This window comes from Wukongibacter baidiensis (assembly GCF_050888315.1).
GTDB classification, from domain to species: Bacteria; Bacillota; Clostridia; order Peptostreptococcales; family Caminicellaceae; genus Wukongibacter; species Wukongibacter baidiensis.
Genome location: NZ_CP138202.1, coordinates 371838 through 389862 on the forward strand (window position 1 = coordinate 371838; position 18025 = coordinate 389862).

Annotated in this window: 15 protein-coding genes; 2 read left to right on the forward strand and 13 right to left on the reverse strand. The window is 31.1% G+C overall.

Annotated elements, in window-relative coordinates; genetic code table 11:
* Positions 1–13: 13 nt before the first annotated feature.
* The 4 genes from R9X47_RS01785 to R9X47_RS01800 all read right to left on the reverse strand — a co-directional run bounded on the left by R9X47_RS01785 (position 14) and on the right by R9X47_RS01800 (position 4941).
* On the reverse strand, positions 14–1135 hold the full coding sequence (locus R9X47_RS01785) for a TIGR04066 family peptide maturation system protein (protein ID WP_432664977.1): 1122 nt from the start codon (positions 1133–1135) through the stop codon (positions 14–16).
* Positions 1128–2585 (reverse strand): Cys-rich peptide radical SAM maturase CcpM, encoded by a 1458-nt coding sequence (gene ccpM, locus R9X47_RS01790; protein ID WP_432664978.1) that lies wholly within the window; start codon positions 2583–2585, stop codon positions 1128–1130. The genes R9X47_RS01785 and ccpM overlap by 8 nt, the downstream gene beginning before the upstream one ends.
* Before the next feature lie 280 nt (positions 2586–2865).
* Entirely contained in the window at positions 2866–3048 is a 183-nt protein-coding gene (locus R9X47_RS01795; protein ID WP_432664979.1) for a CLI_3235 family bacteriocin precursor, read from the reverse strand.
* A 141-nt stretch (positions 3049–3189) separates the two neighbouring features.
* Positions 3190–4941 carry an ABC transporter ATP-binding protein gene (locus R9X47_RS01800; RefSeq protein WP_432664980.1) on the reverse strand — a complete coding sequence of 584 codons (1752 nt, stop codon included), beginning with the start codon at positions 4939–4941 and terminating at the stop codon, positions 3190–3192.
* Positions 4942–5271: 330 nt separating this feature from the next.
* Between R9X47_RS01800 and R9X47_RS01805 the strand changes: the two genes are divergently transcribed.
* A complete protein-coding gene (locus R9X47_RS01805; RefSeq protein WP_432664981.1) occupies positions 5272–6345 on the forward strand; it encodes a LuxR C-terminal-related transcriptional regulator in 1074 nt (357 codons plus the stop codon).
* 497 nt (positions 6346–6842) lie between these two features.
* Here the strand turns inward: R9X47_RS01805 and R9X47_RS01810 are convergent, their stop codons facing one another.
* From R9X47_RS01810 to R9X47_RS01820, 3 genes are all read right to left on the reverse strand, one after another.
* Positions 6843–8717, reverse strand: a complete 1875-nt coding sequence (locus R9X47_RS01810; RefSeq protein WP_432664982.1) for a DUF6359 domain-containing protein — start codon at positions 8715–8717, stop codon at positions 6843–6845.
* Between the two features lie 390 nt (positions 8718–9107).
* Positions 9108–9371 (reverse strand): hypothetical protein, encoded by a 264-nt coding sequence (locus R9X47_RS01815; RefSeq protein WP_432664983.1) that lies wholly within the window; start codon positions 9369–9371, stop codon positions 9108–9110.
* Between the two features lie 100 nt (positions 9372–9471).
* Entirely contained in the window at positions 9472–10344 is an 873-nt protein-coding gene (locus tag R9X47_RS01820; RefSeq protein ID WP_432664984.1) for an MBL fold metallo-hydrolase, read from the reverse strand.
* 294 nt (positions 10345–10638) lie between these two features.
* Between R9X47_RS01820 and R9X47_RS01825 the strand changes: the two genes are divergently transcribed.
* Positions 10639–11334: a Crp/Fnr family transcriptional regulator gene (locus R9X47_RS01825; protein WP_432664985.1), complete on the forward strand. Its 696-nt coding sequence runs from the start codon at positions 10639–10641 to the stop codon at positions 11332–11334.
* A gap of 74 nt (positions 11335–11408) precedes the next feature.
* Here the strand turns inward: R9X47_RS01825 and R9X47_RS01830 are convergent, their stop codons facing one another.
* From R9X47_RS01830 to R9X47_RS01855, 6 genes are all read right to left on the reverse strand, one after another.
* Positions 11409–12284 carry an AraC family transcriptional regulator gene (locus tag R9X47_RS01830; protein ID WP_432664986.1) on the reverse strand — a complete coding sequence of 292 codons (876 nt, stop codon included), beginning with the start codon at positions 12282–12284 and terminating at the stop codon, positions 11409–11411.
* A 670-nt stretch (positions 12285–12954) separates the two neighbouring features.
* A complete protein-coding gene (locus tag R9X47_RS01835) occupies positions 12955–14238 on the reverse strand; it encodes a carboxypeptidase regulatory-like domain-containing protein (protein ID WP_432664987.1) in 1284 nt (427 codons plus the stop codon).
* A gap of 365 nt (positions 14239–14603) precedes the next feature.
* The gene (gene uppS, locus R9X47_RS01840; RefSeq protein ID WP_432664988.1) at positions 14604–15299 is read right to left on the reverse strand and encodes a polyprenyl diphosphate synthase; all 696 of its coding nucleotides are present in this window, start codon (positions 15297–15299) and stop codon (positions 14604–14606) included.
* 149 nt (positions 15300–15448) lie between these two features.
* Positions 15449–16000: an RDD family protein gene (locus R9X47_RS01845; RefSeq protein ID WP_432664989.1), complete on the reverse strand. Its 552-nt coding sequence runs from the start codon at positions 15998–16000 to the stop codon at positions 15449–15451.
* Positions 16001–16231: 231 nt separating this feature from the next.
* Positions 16232–16681 (reverse strand): MarR family winged helix-turn-helix transcriptional regulator, encoded by a 450-nt coding sequence (locus tag R9X47_RS01850; RefSeq protein WP_432664990.1) that lies wholly within the window; start codon positions 16679–16681, stop codon positions 16232–16234.
* A 49-nt stretch (positions 16682–16730) separates the two neighbouring features.
* Complete coding sequence (locus R9X47_RS01855) at positions 16731–17750, reverse strand: threonine aldolase family protein (protein ID WP_432667571.1); 1020 nt, start codon at positions 17748–17750, stop codon at positions 16731–16733.
* Positions 17751–18025: the final 275 nt, after the last annotated feature.

Genomic DNA, 18025 nt, shown 5'->3' on the forward strand with positions numbered 1-18025 from the left:
CTTACTTAATAGTCTATAAAATATCCTCCAAAGCATCTTCACCGGACAATAGATCTATAATATGATTTGTCATACGCCTTCTATCATTTACGTTTAATATATTATAAATTGGTTTCATACCACCTCTATACTTATTCTTTTTATTATCAATAAAATCTGAATCTATTATTGTATATAATTTCTTCATTGTTAAGTTTGATTCTTGATAATCTAACTTGAAGTTAGAAAAATTGATACAATCGACATTATATCCAAATCTGTATTTGAATAAATTATCAATATCATTAAAGAATTTATCAGTATATTGACCATATGAAACGCTAAACACGTTTACATCAGGCTTAACTGCCTGTGATACTAAATATGCAGAAATTCCAAATCCATCTGTAAAGTTTCTATTTATGGCCATAATACCTTCAGGTATACCAATGATGATCGCATCTGTTTTTTCTCTCTCTTCAATCTCTTTTATATATCTATTAAACATTATTACTTTAGCTGATTCACTAATGGAATTACTCATCATAAAGCTTGGATAGGAGTGGAATCCAAAAAATTCACAATGGTTCTTAGTACCTACTTGGCTTACACTATATCCTAGGCCTAACAATTCTGCACGAAGTGAAAGTTGAATCTCAAATTTATGTGTTCTACTGGATAAGCCTGTAACAAAAATTATCGGTGTATTAATATCCATAATGCTAAAGCTCTCCAGACTATCGTGTTGTCTCAACCAATGATTTCTCTGGCTGACACAAGTAATATACCTACTGCTTAACTCTTTTATCTTGTTTAATTGATCATCTGTTAAATGCCTAAGACAGACTACTTCTTTTTTACTTCTAATTAGCTCTTTTATTTTGGGATAAATATATTGATCAAAATCAAGCTCTAAGTGGGAATCTATGATAATAACAGTATCGAAATCATGGTAAAAATCATCGAAGCTATTTTTTATACTTATTCCAAATTCTTCTTCGCTTCCATCAATACTTCCAACATCTTTTCCGGTTATCCCCCACCCCTTAGGAGCAACTGCACCTACTACGTTAAATTCCTTATTTTGTCCATTATGCCTAAAAAAATATGTTGACTCACAATCATATGGGTAGATAATTGCCTTTTTCTTATCCAATTTCACTGCTCCCTTCCAGTAATTCTAAATAGTTGAAATCAGGTTCGTTGAAATTATGGCCAAATTCTATTAAAGTACAGTAGTCTTTGAATTTTTCTTCTGTGCTATATCTGACATTCCTACAGTTTCCTAGCTTCTTTTCCTTAGAAAATTTGCTCAAGTCATCGGCGTGTGAAGCGCATAGATAACAGAATCTGTAGGCCCAACAGTTTTTACACTGGTCTTCACTCAACTGACCAATGTTAAGAATATTTCTGATCTTGTTCACATCAAGACCATCACTGATATTACCAATTTTCATAGGCTCCGACAGTTCACTTACTCTTTCACAGGGATAAAATACTCCATTTATATCCATAAACAACTTTCTAACACCTGGTAAACATGGACCACCAGGATGTTCCTTTTGATTTAATTCTTTTTGAAGCTTTCTTTCATGAATATGGATTTTCAAATTATCGAACTCTTTTTCAAATAACGAAGAAATATCCTTTTCTTCTAATCTACCAATTCTATTTAAAAATATTTTAAACCTCTCATATCTTTGCTGGATTAAATAGTTCTCATCTATTTCTATATTTGCATTAGAGTATGAATTAGAAATCATACTGGCATTAACTCTAAAATCTTTAATTTCTTCATAATTTGCGAAAAAATCCTTTGTACATTTAAAGTCAGTAGTACCATCCAATACAGCACTGAAGCTAATGTTTTTTTCAGCATAGGAGGGGTATTTGCTCTTTATATTTTTCACGTTATTCATTATTATTCTAAAGGTTCCTTTATTGTTAGAGGCAAATCTGCGGTTCTTGTCATGTATCTCTTCTGGACCATCGATACTAATCAATAGCTTGAAATTATTTTCAACTAAAAAATCTACTACTTCGTCTCTTAGTAAAGTTCCATTAGTGGTCATATGAAAAGTTACTTCTTTACCTTGACCTTGCTGTTTTGCATAGGAAACACATTCTTTAATGAGGTCAAATCTTAGTAAAGGCTCACCCCCATAGAAACCAACGTCGAGTCGAGGTGATTCAAGTGAGTTACTTATCATGAAATCAATTCCCTTTTTTGCTACTTCTAGACTCATTTGCTTATCGGAATGTACTCTATCATTATATATACCAGAAAAACTACAATAGCTACATCTCAAGTTACATTGTTGTGTCACCTGTAGAGTAATGACATTTAATCTATTTTTTAAATAGAATGGAAGCAGTTCGTCATATGGATGCTCAATAGCATCAACCCTTTTTTTAGACAGATAGCCACTATTTATTATCTTTTCAATTTGTCCTTCTAACCTATAATCACAATTATTAGCTTCCCTTTGATTATCTAAATATCCGTATATTTCTTCTGATACTTTCAAGATGGCGTTAGTGTTTACATCATATATATAAAAGTTTTCTTTTGTTTTGAATAAATGAATAAAATAGCTTGCATCCAATCTTTTCATCTCCTTACTTTTTGTAAGTTTATTTTGTAAAACCTAACTGATGTATTTTTTCAATATATCAGTTAGGTTTTATTTATTTCAGCCCCTATCAAGCTATAATGAGATTTACAAAGTCTTTATGTAAAGCTTCAAGAATCCTATTAGTTGCACAATTTTTTCAATTATGCTAATCAATCTGGTCGCCTAATTCATTTCCATTATCTCTTTATATATCATCACTTGAGTTATTACTATAATCTGTATACTTTGGATTACAGTAATAAAGAGCAAATTAGTATCCTAATTCGTACATTTTGTCTCCATATCTTTCGTCTGAGCTCTCATCACTTGAGTCATTACTATAATCTGCATACTTTGGATTACAGTAACACGAACAACTACAACCACAGGTACACGATGCAAACATTTCTACAGTATCCTCTGTAAATACATTTCTTTTTCTTAGTTTTTTCATTAATAATGCCTCCCTTTTTTTTATTAGCTAATTAATACATTTTGATCTCATTATGCCTGAATTGGGGTGAAAAACATAATGTATATAAAAGTTTTTTTCTTTTAATTAGATTTCATGATATGAAATGACTAAAAGCAAAGATTATGCATACTTATTTTCGAATGTCTTGATAATTTCTATGTATTCATGATTTCTACTTAATAATTCATCATGAACTCCAATATCTACGACTTCCCCTTTATGTAGTACAATGATTTTATCTAACTCCTTCAGTATATTTGGCCTATGGGTAATAAATATCGCAGTATTTTCCTTAAAATTTTCTAATACTGAGTCATTGAATTGTTTTTCAGATTTTATATCAAAACTTGATGTTGCTTCATCAAACAGCATTATATTACACGATTTGGAAAAAGCTCTAGCTATAGCTATCTTCTGTTTTTCCCCTCCCGAAAGCTTAGTTCCCTTAACACCTATCCTATTTTTTGCATTTTTAGGTATTTTACTGATAAAGTCGTAAGCACCACTGAGCTTTATTGACTGGTTTATTTTTTCATCAGATAGTTTAGAAAACAAAGAAATGTTTTCCTCGATAGTGGTGTTAAATAGATGTATATCTTGGGTTACTATAGAAATGCCCTTTCTTAAGTCCCTAATTTTTATATTTTCTATATTAATTCCGTCTAAATATATTTCTCCTTTACTTGGCTTGCAAATTTTTAAGAGTAGATTGAATATCGTCGACTTTCCAGATCCATTTAATCCTACAAGTCCTACCTTTTCACCTGATTTAATATTGAAGTTTACATTTTTCAAAGCTTCGTTGTTAGAATCATATGAAAAGCTAATGTTTCTAAGATCAATCTCTCCTTTAAGATCTTTCTTTTGGAGTCTTATAAATTCTTCATCGCTAATTTCACAATCCATATCTAAAAAGTTAAACAATCTTTCGGCCGACAAAATAATTTTTGCAAAATCATACTTTATGTTTAAAAGGGATGAAATTGGACTTATTACTCTAACACTATATGTAGAGAAGGCAAATAATCCTCCGATAGTAAATGAGCCACTTATTATCATTAAAGCTCCTATTATGTAAATAATGGTTGATATTAGTTTCATAGTAATAGATTCAGTGACTCTATTCAGTTTGTCAGTCATCTCACGCTTTATATTGTTCCTAATTAACCATCTTTGCAATTTAGTAAATTGCTTCATTATTATGCTTTCTATACCTGATAATTTGATTTCTTTAAGCCCGTCCATTTTGTCTCCATACCAACGAAAATACTGCTTTGAATATTCCATATACTCTTTATAATCTTTTTTCTTGATTTTTGAAAAATAGTTTACGAAAAAGTACCTGATAGGTAGTATCAGAACAACAAGAACGGACAATCTGTAGTCTATGGTGAGCATTCCTAAGAATCCCCCTAATATTTTAAATACATTAAAAATTCTAGTGATAAATGACTGATCTACAAGTCTTGAGACGTTGTTAACATCTATTTGAATATTATTAACTATTTCAGTAAAGTTATTGTCATCTAAGTATGACATCTTTGCCTTCATTAGTTTTCTTATTGAAATACTTGTAAGTCTATATCTAAATAAGTTATTGGAATAAGAAATGGTTCGCGTCTCAAATAAACTAAGTCCTTGATCGATTATGACTAGTAGAAAACTTAATATGGAGTATTTTAAAACAATTTGGAAGTTGCCTTTTAAGATGCCATTGTCTATTAGGCTTTTACTTATGATTGGCAATGTAAAGTTGATGACTGTAGATATTATCATAATCATAATGATGTAGATAAATTTATTTCTATTGAAATATAATAACTTTAGCAATCTTTTTATTAATAAAATATTTTTTTTGAAAATTATAATCATCCTTTCCAAGAATAATATAACTAAAATTCAAAATATTAGGACAAGTCTTGTTACAACTATTATCACAAAAAATAGTAATATTTCATATCGGTTAAGCTACTGAAAATTAGTAGTACTTTTTACCGATTTTTTACATATTTAAAATAGAAAAAAATCATATTGTCATCACCATGTAGATAGAGAAATACGTATAAGTAAAAAAATGAAATCATTAACCTTTTAATACATTTTTAACATTTTTTGGTTGATTTAATTGTCATAACGGGTTAAAATTAGATTATATGCAATATAAAAAAGCAATCAGGATTGAAGACAAGTGAGGGAGCAATTATGCATGTAAACTTATTAAACAGTAAGGATTATGATAAGATGCTAGAATTCTTCTATAGTCTACATGAGGAAGAAAAGGATTTTAGACGGACCACTTTAGATCTACTTCTGAAGTTTTATAATTTTAATATTGCTGCATTTTTATTAGCCGATACAGAATATTTCCTTACAAAACCTGTAGGGGTCAATATTAGCGATAGTCTGATTAGGAATTATAACGACTATTACCATAAAACAGATATTTTCCAAAATATCTATTCTAACAAAAAAGTTTTGTCAATAACAGATATTATGTCATATAGTGAATACGAAAAAACGGAATATTACAATGATTTCTTAAAAAAAGAAAACCTGTACTATCAAGTAGCCATGCCATTAAAATTCAAAAATGAACTGATTGGTGGGATAGGTATTCACAAAGAAAAGAAAGAGGAAAATTTTACTGAAAAAGAGCTTATGATTTTAAATAGAATAAATGATCTTATCTCTTATAAGTTAAACCTAAATCTAAGAAAAGCTAGATTAAAGAAGGAGTATCAATTATCGAAAAAATGTTATAGTAATTTGCCTATAGGAGTCATAATATTAGATAATAATTTTGAAGTGATAGATTTCAATGAGGCTTCAAAAGAGATCTGTAATTATATAAGTGAAAGCTATGATTGTGGAGAAGGATTTGAGTGTATTATAAATTTAATTTTTTCAAGAGTTACAAAGAGCAGATTAAACTCAAATAATACAATATTCATCCCTCTTGAATCATATAATATAGAACTAATACCTATTTTTATAACCAATATGTACGATGAATTAGAAAGGTTTTTTTATCTATATATAACTAATATTGAAACTGAAAAGATAGTAAAGCTTGAAAAAGCTAGAAGAAAATATAATCTTACCAAAAGAGAATCAGAGGTTGTAGACTTAGTTCTGGAAGGATTAAGAAATAAAGAAATTGCTGATAAGTTGCACGTTAGTCCCCATACTATAAAGACCCACATTGAAAATATCTTTAAAAAGATGGAAATTAATAATAGAGTTCTAATTAATCACAAAGTACAACAAATAAAATAGAAAGCATCTAACTATTTCTAAAATTAGTGCAATGATTGATATTGTAATAGAATCTTAAAAAGACAAGGGGCTGTCTCATAAAGATTTCTTATGAGTACAGCCCCTTGGTGTTTCAGAATGAATGAAGTTAAACCCGGATTACTCATAGAAAATTTAAAACTCTGCTGCGTCCTTTTGATTCTAAGACCTCCATCAATTTCTCGACGTACAACATAGGTATGCCTTCGAACTTGATAAAAGTCTTAGAATTCAAAACTACTTGAACCATTTCAAATTTTTAATGAATAATACGGGTTTTAGGTTTTGAAATTTCATCGGTTTGGCTAGTTGTATAGAGTTCTTAGTAAAACTCAATTTATACAGAGACAAATACTCAGAGTTCTTAAGAGTTTTGGATCTGTATAAGTTGAAGTCTTTACTAGAATCTCTATAGTGTACTTGCCAAGTAGATGAAATTTTAAATAACGCAGAAGTTCGTCATTCTGGTGCAACCCTTTTTATTGATACGGAGCCCCATAGGAGCCAGGTAAAAATGTATCTGTATTCCATGGGTCGTAAGTAGGTGCACTCCAAGGTTCACTTTGTGTCTCATCCATTTCAACAGTTGCCATTGCCTCTGGAGTAAGAACACCTTTCGTATGATTTACTCCATCAAAACCTATGTAACTTTCTGGAGTGGCAAGCCAGTTTACAATGTTTACACTAAGAGTAGCTGCATTACCAGTATCTGTCCATCCAGGATATGTTTTTTTTGCTCCGCCATCCTCTCTTTTGTACTTCGGAGTAGCATCTTCTATTGGTGATGAGTCCCCAATAAATGCAGCCTTACCTGAGCTCGGCTTTGAAATTGCTACAAAAGCTCCTTCTTTCTCGCCTCCAAAATATATTCCGCTGTCTGGAGCATACTTCCATTTAACTGGAACATCTGTTTCAGCAAAATAAACTATTCCCTTTGCCCTATCAGGATCTGTTATCGCTAATGTACCTCCTGCTGCCATTAAAATCCCCTCTTCAACACCTTGGGTAATTCCTTCACTTTCTAAGGAACTTTTTATTCCTGATACACCACTTTTACAATCTAATCCATTAAATCTAAAACGAATTCCAAATGTCTCTGAAAGCCATCCTTTGTTAGCATCCTGAGGATTTCTCATATCTCCATATTCTCCACCCATATTATAGCTTAAACTTGTAGATCTATTGTAACCATTAAATACCTCTGTTGAGTCCCAGGTGTTTTTATTTCTGTCAGCGTTATAGTGATCTGCAATGAAATAAATTCCTTTTCCTGAATCAACAAATTGTTTTAATGCAGCATACTCTGATATTCTTAAAGGCCTATTTGACTCAGCCATAATGAATACATCTGCATTTTTAATACCATCATATGTAATTATTGCTTCATTTTTATCAACATTTTCTTGTTGCCTGTCATCGTAATAGCGTATAACTCCATCGCCGTTCTTATCAATACCTCTATATTCTTTTACTGTATAGCCTTCACTTACTAGTGCATCTGCAAAATCTGAAAAACCACCGTCAATTACCCAATCCGCGTTACCTGTAGTTTCACCATGAGAATTATTGAATAGTACTAACTTTCCATTATCACTTTCTGAGGATGGTTTCTTTTCAGGAACTACATTATTCCACTGATAAGGCTCAGTACCACTGTCTGTAACAAATTCGATATTAGAAACAGATTCAATAGATTCTTCACCGGAGTATGTATCTCTCGTGCCTGTTACTTTTACTTTCTTTCCTAGAGCACTTGGATTGTTCACTGGGCTAAACTCTTCTCTCATATTTGCTTCCAGCTTGACAATCAAATATTCTGAAGCCGATACATCATTAGTGTCAGCAATTTTTACTGCATACTGTTCATTAAATTTCGATACTATATAACCTTCTGCTGTTACAACTGTTCCCTTTGGCTGCTTTAATGCTGCTGAAACACTATCATTGTTAGCTTCATCTTCTAGAAACTCTATAGAAGAAACGTATTCTATAGATTGTTCTCCAGAGTATACATCTCTCTTACCAGTTACTTTTATTTTCTTTCCCAAAGCATCTGGATTGTTCACAGGGCTAAATTCTTCTCTCATACTTGATTCCAGCTTGACAATTAAATATTCTGAAGCTGATACATCATTAGTATCAGCAATTTTTATTGCATACTGTTCATTAAATTTTGATACTATATATCCTTCCGCTGTTACGACTGTTCCATTAGACTTGCTTAATGCTTCAGATACTGATAAGGCTTCAGATGATTCTCTTGCAATAGCCACTATACTTGAGTTAAAAACATTAATCGAAATAAGCGTGAGAAGGACAATTAAGCTTATAATTTTCAAAGATCTCTTACTCAAAACAATCACTCCTTAAATTTAAAATTTTTTCATGAGTTTTATTATTTTAGGTCATTACTTAAAGTGAATTCTGATTAAAAATGAAAGAACTTTATGTTCTTATTAACTCATTTAACTCAAACCTCCTTTCATTTTTTTGAAAAGATGTAATTCATCTTTTGTGACCGACACATAAAATTTAACATATATTATTAGTTCTTCATAACATTTACACTTCCTTTATATAAATTAACATTTTTTCTATATTTAAGTGTAATTTCTATTATTTGTTGAAATTTAAAAATAAACAGAACATGACTGCATATAAAAAGACTGATCTAGAGAAACTCTAGAATCAGCCTTTAATCAAGTTTAGTGTGAAAAAAATAGTGTACATGCCAACTTTAAATTCTATTTATTTAAGAGATCACTTGTTTTTACTTTGCTCAATTCATTTATCATTGTCTTGCATATTTTAATTGCATCTTTTACGTTAAATCCAGTTTTTTCAGCATTATCCTTATAACTTTCTAGTTGCTCCTTCCATGTCTCTATTTCATATTCCTTAGCTAAATTAAAAGCTTCTTGTGAAGAAAGTTCATCCTTATATTCTTCTAAAAATTCTTCAAATGTTAATTTTAATTGATTTAAAGCGTTCTTTCTATACATACTCATAGCGATATCCCCTTTTGTATTAATATATGATAAACAAAGAGGATTCTTTAAAGATTTTTATGTTAATCCAAGATTTTTAAGCTATAAATTGTACATTCTCCTAAAATATATCCAAGTCGTTACCTGAAACCACTTCGCCATTGAATTTTTCTTTGACTTCAGAAATCATCTCTTGTACTCTTTCTTGAATGATTGATTCGGCAGCTGATTCATCATTTCCAACCATAAATAGTTGATGATACATTACCAATAGACCTGGATTAACTTGAGCTGCTATTTCACCTAATTCATAACTTGATGTATGCACTCTTGTATGATACTTGAACCATTTAGGATCTTTATTTTTAATACCTTGACTTGAGTAGACTTCATGGACGAGTATATCACACCCTTTAGCATATTTAACTAAATTTTCACAGGGTGTAGTATCTCCCGACACAACAACGACTTTATCATGAGTAGTAAATCTATATCCATAAGCTTCAAATGGAGGATGATTAACTAAAAAAGCTTCAACCTTTACTAACTCATCTTCGTATATTAAGCCTTCATTAATATCAGTTGCTATAACTTTAATACCTTTACTATTAGCCTTCTCAAAACCATTTTGTCGAGCATTGATATCTACTTCGTAAGCCTTTAAAAGATGCATCGTCATATTCTCTATTCCTTTAGGGCCAAATACTTTAAGTGGCTCATCTCTTTCCATTACCCAAGGTGTATAGATTAAGTCAGGATAGCCAGTTGTATGATCTGAGTGAAGATGGGTCAAGAATGCCCTTTTCAGATTTTTAGGTCGCAATCCTTTAATTCCTTTGCGATGGGCTTTTTCAGCTCGCCTTACAATCCCTGGCCCAAAATCCACAAGATAAGATTGATCACCAACTACAATTGCAACACATGGCCCTGATCTTTCTGGTACAGGATTTGGAGTACCTGTACCTAATAATACTACTTTAATTTGCTTATTCATATAATACCTCCTGCGTTTATACTTAACTAACGAATTTTCTTAACTCTAATATATCAGCTACTATATAATTACGCTGTAGCCACAACTACATTGCTTAAATTTTAGTTCTACTCTCCAATCCTATTATTTAAAAAAATTATCATGAGATCACTTATGTCTCAGGCACTTATGCACTTAACTTGGAACATAGATATTACTTTTAAGTTGCATGTTAATTGTCTAAGCAATATACTTATAACATAAATACCTAATAAGAATTTATAAATGTTTTGACAAATTTAAGGAGTTGTTAGAATGAATGATCATTTAAAAGAGTGTAGGTCCTATACACTGCCATGGATTGATCATAAGTCATCCCTTCAATCAATCAAGAAGCTTCTTAAGTTCGGTACATTAAGGAAGTTCAGTGAAGGAGATTGTATTTCTCGACAAGGCGAAAAAGCAGAAACTATCTATTACCTGAAGACCGGTAAAGTAAGAGTGGTTATGGTTACTCCTGAGGGTAAAGAAAAAACTCTTTGGTATGCAATTTCAGGAAACATTATTAATGATGTAAGTTTCTTTCACCATCTTCCCTCTAATGCTTCAATAATTGCATGCGAAGACTGTGAAGTATATGGATTTGAAAGAGTAATATTTAACAGGCTTCTGATTGACCATCCGGAGTTGTCTGAGGATATGCTTAAATCTATGGCAATGAGAATACGTGTTCTTGTGCATCAACTAGATACAATTTCTTTTTTAAAACCTATTACACAAATTTGTAGATTTCTTTATTCATTTTCAGAGAAATACGGAAAAACAGTAGGTCATGAAATCCACATACATTTAGATATTACTCATGCTGAGATAGCATCAATAAATTCATTGCATCGTGTTACCGTTTCTAAGATTCTTAGAAGACTCGAAAACGAAGGAATTATTTACTATAATAATAATGGAGTTATCTGTATTAAAGATATAGATAAACTAAGCAACTACGCATTATAGCTGAATTTTATTTATATAAAAAGATTTCCCTTGAAGCTTTTAAAAACTTGCAGTTCAAGGGAAATCTTCTTATATTACTTTTTAATAATTGGTACCCAAACTTCTATCGTCTTAGTGTTTTCTGGATATATCTCTAGTTGTGGACCATCTGCTACCTCATATTCAGATATCGGAAACCATTCTGTGAAGATTCTTTTCCATAGGTTTATTATCACATCTGAGGTCTCTTCTACAGTTTCATAGGTATCTGAAAATACAACCCATTTAGCCTTGGGTATTGTAAGAATATCGAACTCCTCAGGGATCTCAGTACCTATAGGAAGTATAGTATTAATAATATACTTATTTCTATAGGAGCCATCATTATTATAGTCGTATGCAGCACCGCTTAGCAATGGACCACTATAGGGTTCAAATCCAGCCGTTCTACATATCCTATGATATGTTCCATCCTCTTGAAAATCCAACCAGAATTTTGGAATAATTTCATATGGTTTTTCATCAATACCAATCGTTAGACTCTTGCCAAATACTGTATAGGCCTCTTTCTCAACAACTCTGTAATTCATCTCAACATCTCCTTTGATTGAAATATGAAAGGATAATCGAGGATAGGCCTTTAACTGTACCCCCATATCACGAGCTACTCTTGGTGTAACGCCATGAAGCTTTTTAAAGGCTCTTGAAAATGCATCTGGAGAGTCATAACCATATTTGAGGGCTAGGTCAATTATTTTGATATTACTATTTTGAAGCTCAAATGCTGCAATGGTTAAACGCCTCCGTCTGATATATTCGGATAAGGGAATGTCAGTTATAAAGGAAAACATTCGTTGAAAGTGATAGGTTGAGCAGCAAGCTATTTTCGCTACTTTATTGTAATCAATATCCCTTGCAAGGTTCTCCTCAATATAACTTATAGAGCCGTTCATTTTTTTGAGCCAATCCATAGACTTAATCTCCTTTCGTCTATAAGTATAGCAATAATAAACATTCCATACCCGACTTTCTATGCACTATAATGTAGGATAATTCTCTACGGTAATTGAAATTGAAGAAACTCCGTTGGTATACATAAAATAATTATGGTTCTAATAATGGACAGGATTCAAATTCTCTTAATCATACACTTAAATTGGTTTTTCTTCAATCATTTTGTATTCAAAAGAGAAATCCGTGTAGTTATTCATACTTCAAATATATTTGGTTAAGATTTTTTATTATTAAAAGTAAAATTTGATTGAAAGTTAAAATAGATAACTTCCAAAGTATATATTCTACTCGGAATATCAGCTTCCATCATTTATGATCTTATCTCATTTTTAGGTACTATCTTACTAGTATAAAGGAAATGGATTAGATCTTTTTTATGACCTTTTTTCATTAAGTATTTAATTCTCCATATTTGCTGTATATCCTCTTTAAATAGTAAACTTCTTTATCTAAGCGTGTAAATCATTATAAATATCAAATAAATAGAAAAGTATAACTTCTCTCTTTCAAATGAAAAGACTGATTTAGAAGATCTAAATCAGCCCGTACCCGTAACTAATTTCAAATATTATTATTTATTGACCTAACCTTTGATTTTCTTGGTATCTAACTAAGTTTAGAAATAAGTTATATTTCACCCTTTTCTTTAATTATAACCGTCTTAGTTTTCTCATCCCATGTTACAATTCCTTCTAATCCTTCTATAATCGCTCTAACGGGACAATAGGTTCTTTCATTTTTGATGATAGCTTTAGAGTCAATTGAAACTTTAACATCATTTACTATAATATAGTTCTCGTTTGCTGGAATATATACTGTATTATTATCTTTAGTAGCGTAAACCATTTTTTTATCGTTATCCCACTCAACTTTTGCACCAAAAGCTTCTAAAACCTTTCTTAGTGGAACTAAGGTTCTATCATCTTCATCAATAAATGGATAGCCAGTTGAATTATCAAACACAATGCTTGAATTATTTACTTCAACATAAATATCATGTATATAAGGATTTAGCCTTATATCGAGTTCTCTATCATTACCAATTACACTTAAGCTCCTATTATACATACGGTACCCTTCTTTATCAGTTTGTATTCCATAGGTTCCCTGTGATACAGCTTCGAATGTGAAATACCCCTTATCGTCAGTTTCATTTAACCAATTAGAGGTTCCATTTAACCTCACAATAACATTACTTATAGGCTCACCAGTTCTTTCATCTTTTACATAACCACTTATAACGCAAGGATCTGCTTGAGTCTTTAAGTCTAAGGACAGTTTTATGTCATCGTCATCTACTTTTACTTCCTTTTCATAAGTAGAATACCCTTCCTTTTCTATTTTTACTGTATGAGTCTTCTGTGACACATGTTTAAATTCAAAGTATCCTTTGTTATCGGTTTCAGTTTCCATGCTTGACTTTGAAGACTCATTTAATGTTACCTTAGCACCTTCCATTGGTTTATATGTCTTCTTGTCTGTTATATATCCACTTATAGTATAAAAGTCTAAAGATACATCTAATTCAAGATCGTTGCCATCTATCTCTATAGTTTTATCGTATTCTTTATATCCATCTTTTTCTATCTTCAGTACATAGTCATCATCTGAAACGTCTTCAATTTTGAAGTATCCTTCCCTATCAGTTTCAGCCCCACGATTTGGTGTTCTACGCCCCTTAAGTACTATTTTAGCATTCTTTACTGGATCACCAGTCATTTTGTCTGTTACATGTCCACTGATAGTATGTTTTGAAACCTCAGCACCTATCGTATAACTGATTAGTTCCTCAGACTCTCCGTAACTCACAAGTTCTTCCGAATATATTTTTGTAGGTTTAAGAACTAGAAAGCTAGAAATAAATAATGTAATAGCCAAAACTGTAAAAACAGAATTTTTTAGCTTAATCATAAATAATCCCTCCCAAAATTTTACTCTCCTAAATTATACTATATATCAAATAGTATAATTTTTAATATTTTATTAATTTTTACCATTATTTTGCTTGAGAGAGGTTCTTAGAATAGGACTATAATCTCCAAAATTTTACTCCATTATCGTTTGTCTTTTTTATCAGAAAGCAATATTTAATCTTCGTTACAAATTATAACCTTATACTTTTATTAAACCTGGGTATTCTTTTTTATAATCCTCTAGCTCTAGATTTACTTAATCATAAGATCCCCACTCATGATATCTTATCCCAACTAAATCAGCAAAAGACCCGCTACATTCTTTTCAAATACCTCTTCAAGGTCATGAATATAATTTAATTTCTAATTGTAGTATGTAAACGCTTTTAATAAGTCATCACGTTTAAAGTCAGGAAACTGCACCTCTGAAACCCATATTTTTGATTTAGAAATTTGCCATAGTAGAAAATTACTAAATCTCCATTCATCACTCGTTCGAATAAGAAGGTCGGGATTAGGTTGATCCTTCGTATAGAGGTAATCATCAATAACTTCCTCCGTTATTTGCTCAACCTCGATAGATCCTTTTCTAATTTCATTAACAATGCTTTTAACTGATTCGACTATTTCAAACCGACCTCCATAATTCAGTGCTAGATTTAAAACCATTCCGCTGTTATGCATTGTGCTTTCTTCACATTCTCTAATCTCTTTTATTAGCTTTTCAGAAAGATTATCATATGAACCGATATGAACAATCTTTATGTTTTGGTTAATAGCTTCATATCTCCAATCTCTAAAAAACTGGACAAAAAGATTCATTAGGTAGTCAACTTCTTCCTTTGGACGGTTCCAATTTTCTGTTGAGAATAAGTATAGAGTTAGATACTCAACACCACATTCTTTGCACACCTCAACTATTTCCTTTGCTGTCTTAGCCCCTTCTCTATGACCAAGACTTCTAGGCAGACCTCTTTTAGTTGCCCATCTACCGTTTCCATCGCAAATAATGGCAACATGTTTAGGTACCTTATCTAAGTTCTCTTTTATATGATTCATAGTATTACCTCCCACCCCATTAATCACAAGTTCAATTTTCTCCCCCAACTCAAGAACTTTACATAATATATATATGGTAGATCAATTAAGTTACAATGTACATTTTCTTGCTTTACTTCTAAACATATATCAAATCCTTATATAATTAACTAATCAATATATAGATCATTCACGCTTTTACTCCCCTGCTTTCTGAGTAAAGATTCATTTGTTACAACATATGAACTGGCTAAATAATCGTGTAATGCCTTTTTCTTATCATTAAAAGCAATAAGTGAAACATCCAGTATTAAAATTAAATCCAATAAGAAGCTTAAACCTAGATTTATATCGTTTCCCATTGAATGTCTAACGCTTGCAGATATAATCGTATAAAATAAGTTCGGCAACAACCTCAAAAAAGCCCTATCTACAGTAAGATAATTACCTCTTTCACTAATAATTCTTATCTTGGTCGCTAACTTTCCAGGAGTTCCACCATATGTTACGGTGAAAAAGATCTTATAGATTATTATAAGAATATTTATTATAATTCGTAGCAATATGCTAAATTCTCGTGATTGAATTATTGTGTCTTTAAATATAAGTGTAATGATTAATACTATCGGTACTATTATAAGAATATCGATTATTGTTGCTCCAATCCTTGTCCCAAATCCTACATAATCAAATTTAAACTCTTGGTTATCTATGTTCTTCATAATGCCCCCCGGTATATATACTTACTTTTAGGTTAAAAAGCTCAAACTTATTTACCATACTTTATATAATCATACAAAATATAACATATACTTAATAATTCTCTATGGCTTAAATATTTCCTTTGATAAAATTAAGTTTTTCAAAATTTATTCTAGTAATTACTTTATATAATTAAAAAGACCACAGGTTCACTCACTGTTTAGTGTGCCTGTGGTCTATCTATTAAGTAGCTATTTATAGTTCTTTATTTTAAGCCAGTTAGTTTCAATATTCTCTTTCATCTTTCTAATTAATTCATATGCTAATTTTTTTTGCTCTTCATCAAGATCTCTATAACACATATCTATGACTCTATTTTCCTCTTTTATTAACTCATCATATGTCCTCAGTGCTTTAGATGTTGGATAAAGCCTATATGAACGTTTATCATCATCGTCTTTTCTTTTTAGAATAAAGTCCTCTTTTATAAGCTTTTGGACAACTTTTGTAGTTGTTGTTTTATCAACCTTAAGTAAGCTTGATAGCTGTATCAGATTTATTCCTGGTTTTTCGCATATTCTAGTTAGATATATGGATTGACCTTTTTGCAAATGTAATTCTTTAAATCTTACCTCTACAATAGCATGAATGCTTCTAGTAAGTGATCCTACTTCTCTTAGAATATGGCTATTAAGTTTCATTTGATTCACCTCCTGGCACCTTATGCTTTTATTGAAAAGGTCTATAATTCTACTTTTTCAATTCATTTATGAACTCAATTACAGCTTCTTTTTTTGTGGCCCATGAAGTAACTAATCTGATAGCAGAATTATTATCATCTATTTTTTTCCAGATATAAAAGGAAAACTTCTTTTCTAGTTTTTCAATTATTTCATTTTCTAAAATAGGAAAGATTTGATTTGTTGGAGAATTTATTAAAAACTTGCAATTAGCTTCCTTAAGACCTTCACTTAAAAGATTTGCCATTTCATTTGCATGGTTTGCAAGTTGAAAGTAAAGATTGTCCTCAAATAACTCTTTAAATTGGATTCCTAGAAGTCTTCCTTTAGCTAGCAGTGCTCCTTTTTGCTTTATGTGATATCTAAAATCTTGTTTTAGCTCTTCATTTTTTATTACTAGTGCTTCACCAAGAAGGGCTCCATTTTTAGTTCCACCAATAAAAAAGGCATCCGTCAAATTGCACATATCTGATAAGGTTAGATTAGCTTCTTGAACGCAAAGTACAGAGCCCAATCTTGCTCCATCTGCATATAAAATAAGATTTTTAGAACTACAGAATTCATTTAGAGCTTTTATTTCCTCTTTTGTGTATATTGTACCTAATTCAGTTGGATTAGATATATATACTAGTTTGGGTTTTACTAGATGTTCATTAACATGGAAATCTAGTACTTCCTGGATATCTTGAGGTGATATTTTTCCACCCTCGGAATCTAGTGTGATCACTTTATGACCAGTGTATTCTATTGCACCAGTTTCATGAACTGCGATATGTCCTGTATCGGCAGATATACAAGCTTCATAGGGTCTCAAGAAAGCTCCAATAGCTATTAGGTTTGTTTGAGTTCCTCCTGGTATAAGATGAATATCAATATTTTGATTTCCCATTATTTTTTTTAATTTAGATATGGCCTTTTGAGTGTAATCATCATTTCCATAGCCTTCTTCTTGGGCCATATTTGATTTTATTAGAGCATTTAATATTCTTGGATGTGCCCCTTCACTATAGTCATTCTTAAAACTATACATCATAATCCTCTCCTCCCATTATGTTGTTATGTATGTTTTTGGATGTTTAGGACAAGGTGCAAATTAGTTGAAGTTTCAACTAATATTATTGTAGTTTAAACTAGTTGAACTGTCAACTAGTTTTTATGTCTATTACTTTATCAATCCACAATAAGGTTAACATCTTGAGATCTACAGTCTTTCAATAAAAAAGTCTTTCATAGAGATTCTCAAGGTTGACTTTTTTAATACATAACGAAGTTATATTTATCCATAATTCCAAGGGATTTATAATT

Excerpts from the sequence above, each read along its gene's own strand:
- R9X47_RS01795 (WP_432664979.1), bottom strand. The coding sequence starts at position 3,048 with ATGAAAAAACTAAGAAAAAGAAATGTATTTACAGAGGATACTGTAGAA.
- R9X47_RS01800 (WP_432664980.1), bottom strand. The coding sequence starts at position 4,941 with ATGATTATAATTTTCAAAAAAAATATTTTATTAATAAAAAGATTGCTA.
- R9X47_RS01805 (WP_432664981.1), top strand. The coding sequence starts at position 5,272 with ATGCATGTAAACTTATTAAACAGTAAGGATTATGATAAGATGCTAGAA.
- R9X47_RS01815 (WP_432664983.1), bottom strand. The coding sequence starts at position 9,371 with ATGAGTATGTATAGAAAGAACGCTTTAAATCAATTAAAATTAACATTT.
- R9X47_RS01820 (WP_432664984.1), bottom strand. The coding sequence starts at position 10,344 with ATGAATAAGCAAATTAAAGTAGTATTATTAGGTACAGGTACTCCAAAT.
- R9X47_RS01825 (WP_432664985.1), top strand. The coding sequence starts at position 10,639 with ATGAATGATCATTTAAAAGAGTGTAGGTCCTATACACTGCCATGGATT.
- R9X47_RS01830 (WP_432664986.1), bottom strand. The coding sequence starts at position 12,284 with ATGGATTGGCTCAAAAAAATGAACGGCTCTATAAGTTATATTGAGGAG.
- R9X47_RS01835 (WP_432664987.1), bottom strand. The coding sequence starts at position 14,238 with ATGATTAAGCTAAAAAATTCTGTTTTTACAGTTTTGGCTATTACATTA.
- uppS (WP_432664988.1), bottom strand. The coding sequence starts at position 15,299 with ATGAATCATATAAAAGAGAACTTAGATAAGGTACCTAAACATGTTGCC.
- R9X47_RS01845 (WP_432664989.1), bottom strand. The coding sequence starts at position 16,000 with ATGAAGAACATAGATAACCAAGAGTTTAAATTTGATTATGTAGGATTT.
- R9X47_RS01850 (WP_432664990.1), bottom strand. The coding sequence starts at position 16,681 with ATGAAACTTAATAGCCATATTCTAAGAGAAGTAGGATCACTTACTAGA.
- R9X47_RS01855 (WP_432667571.1), bottom strand. The coding sequence starts at position 17,750 with ATGTATAGTTTTAAGAATGACTATAGTGAAGGGGCACATCCAAGAATA.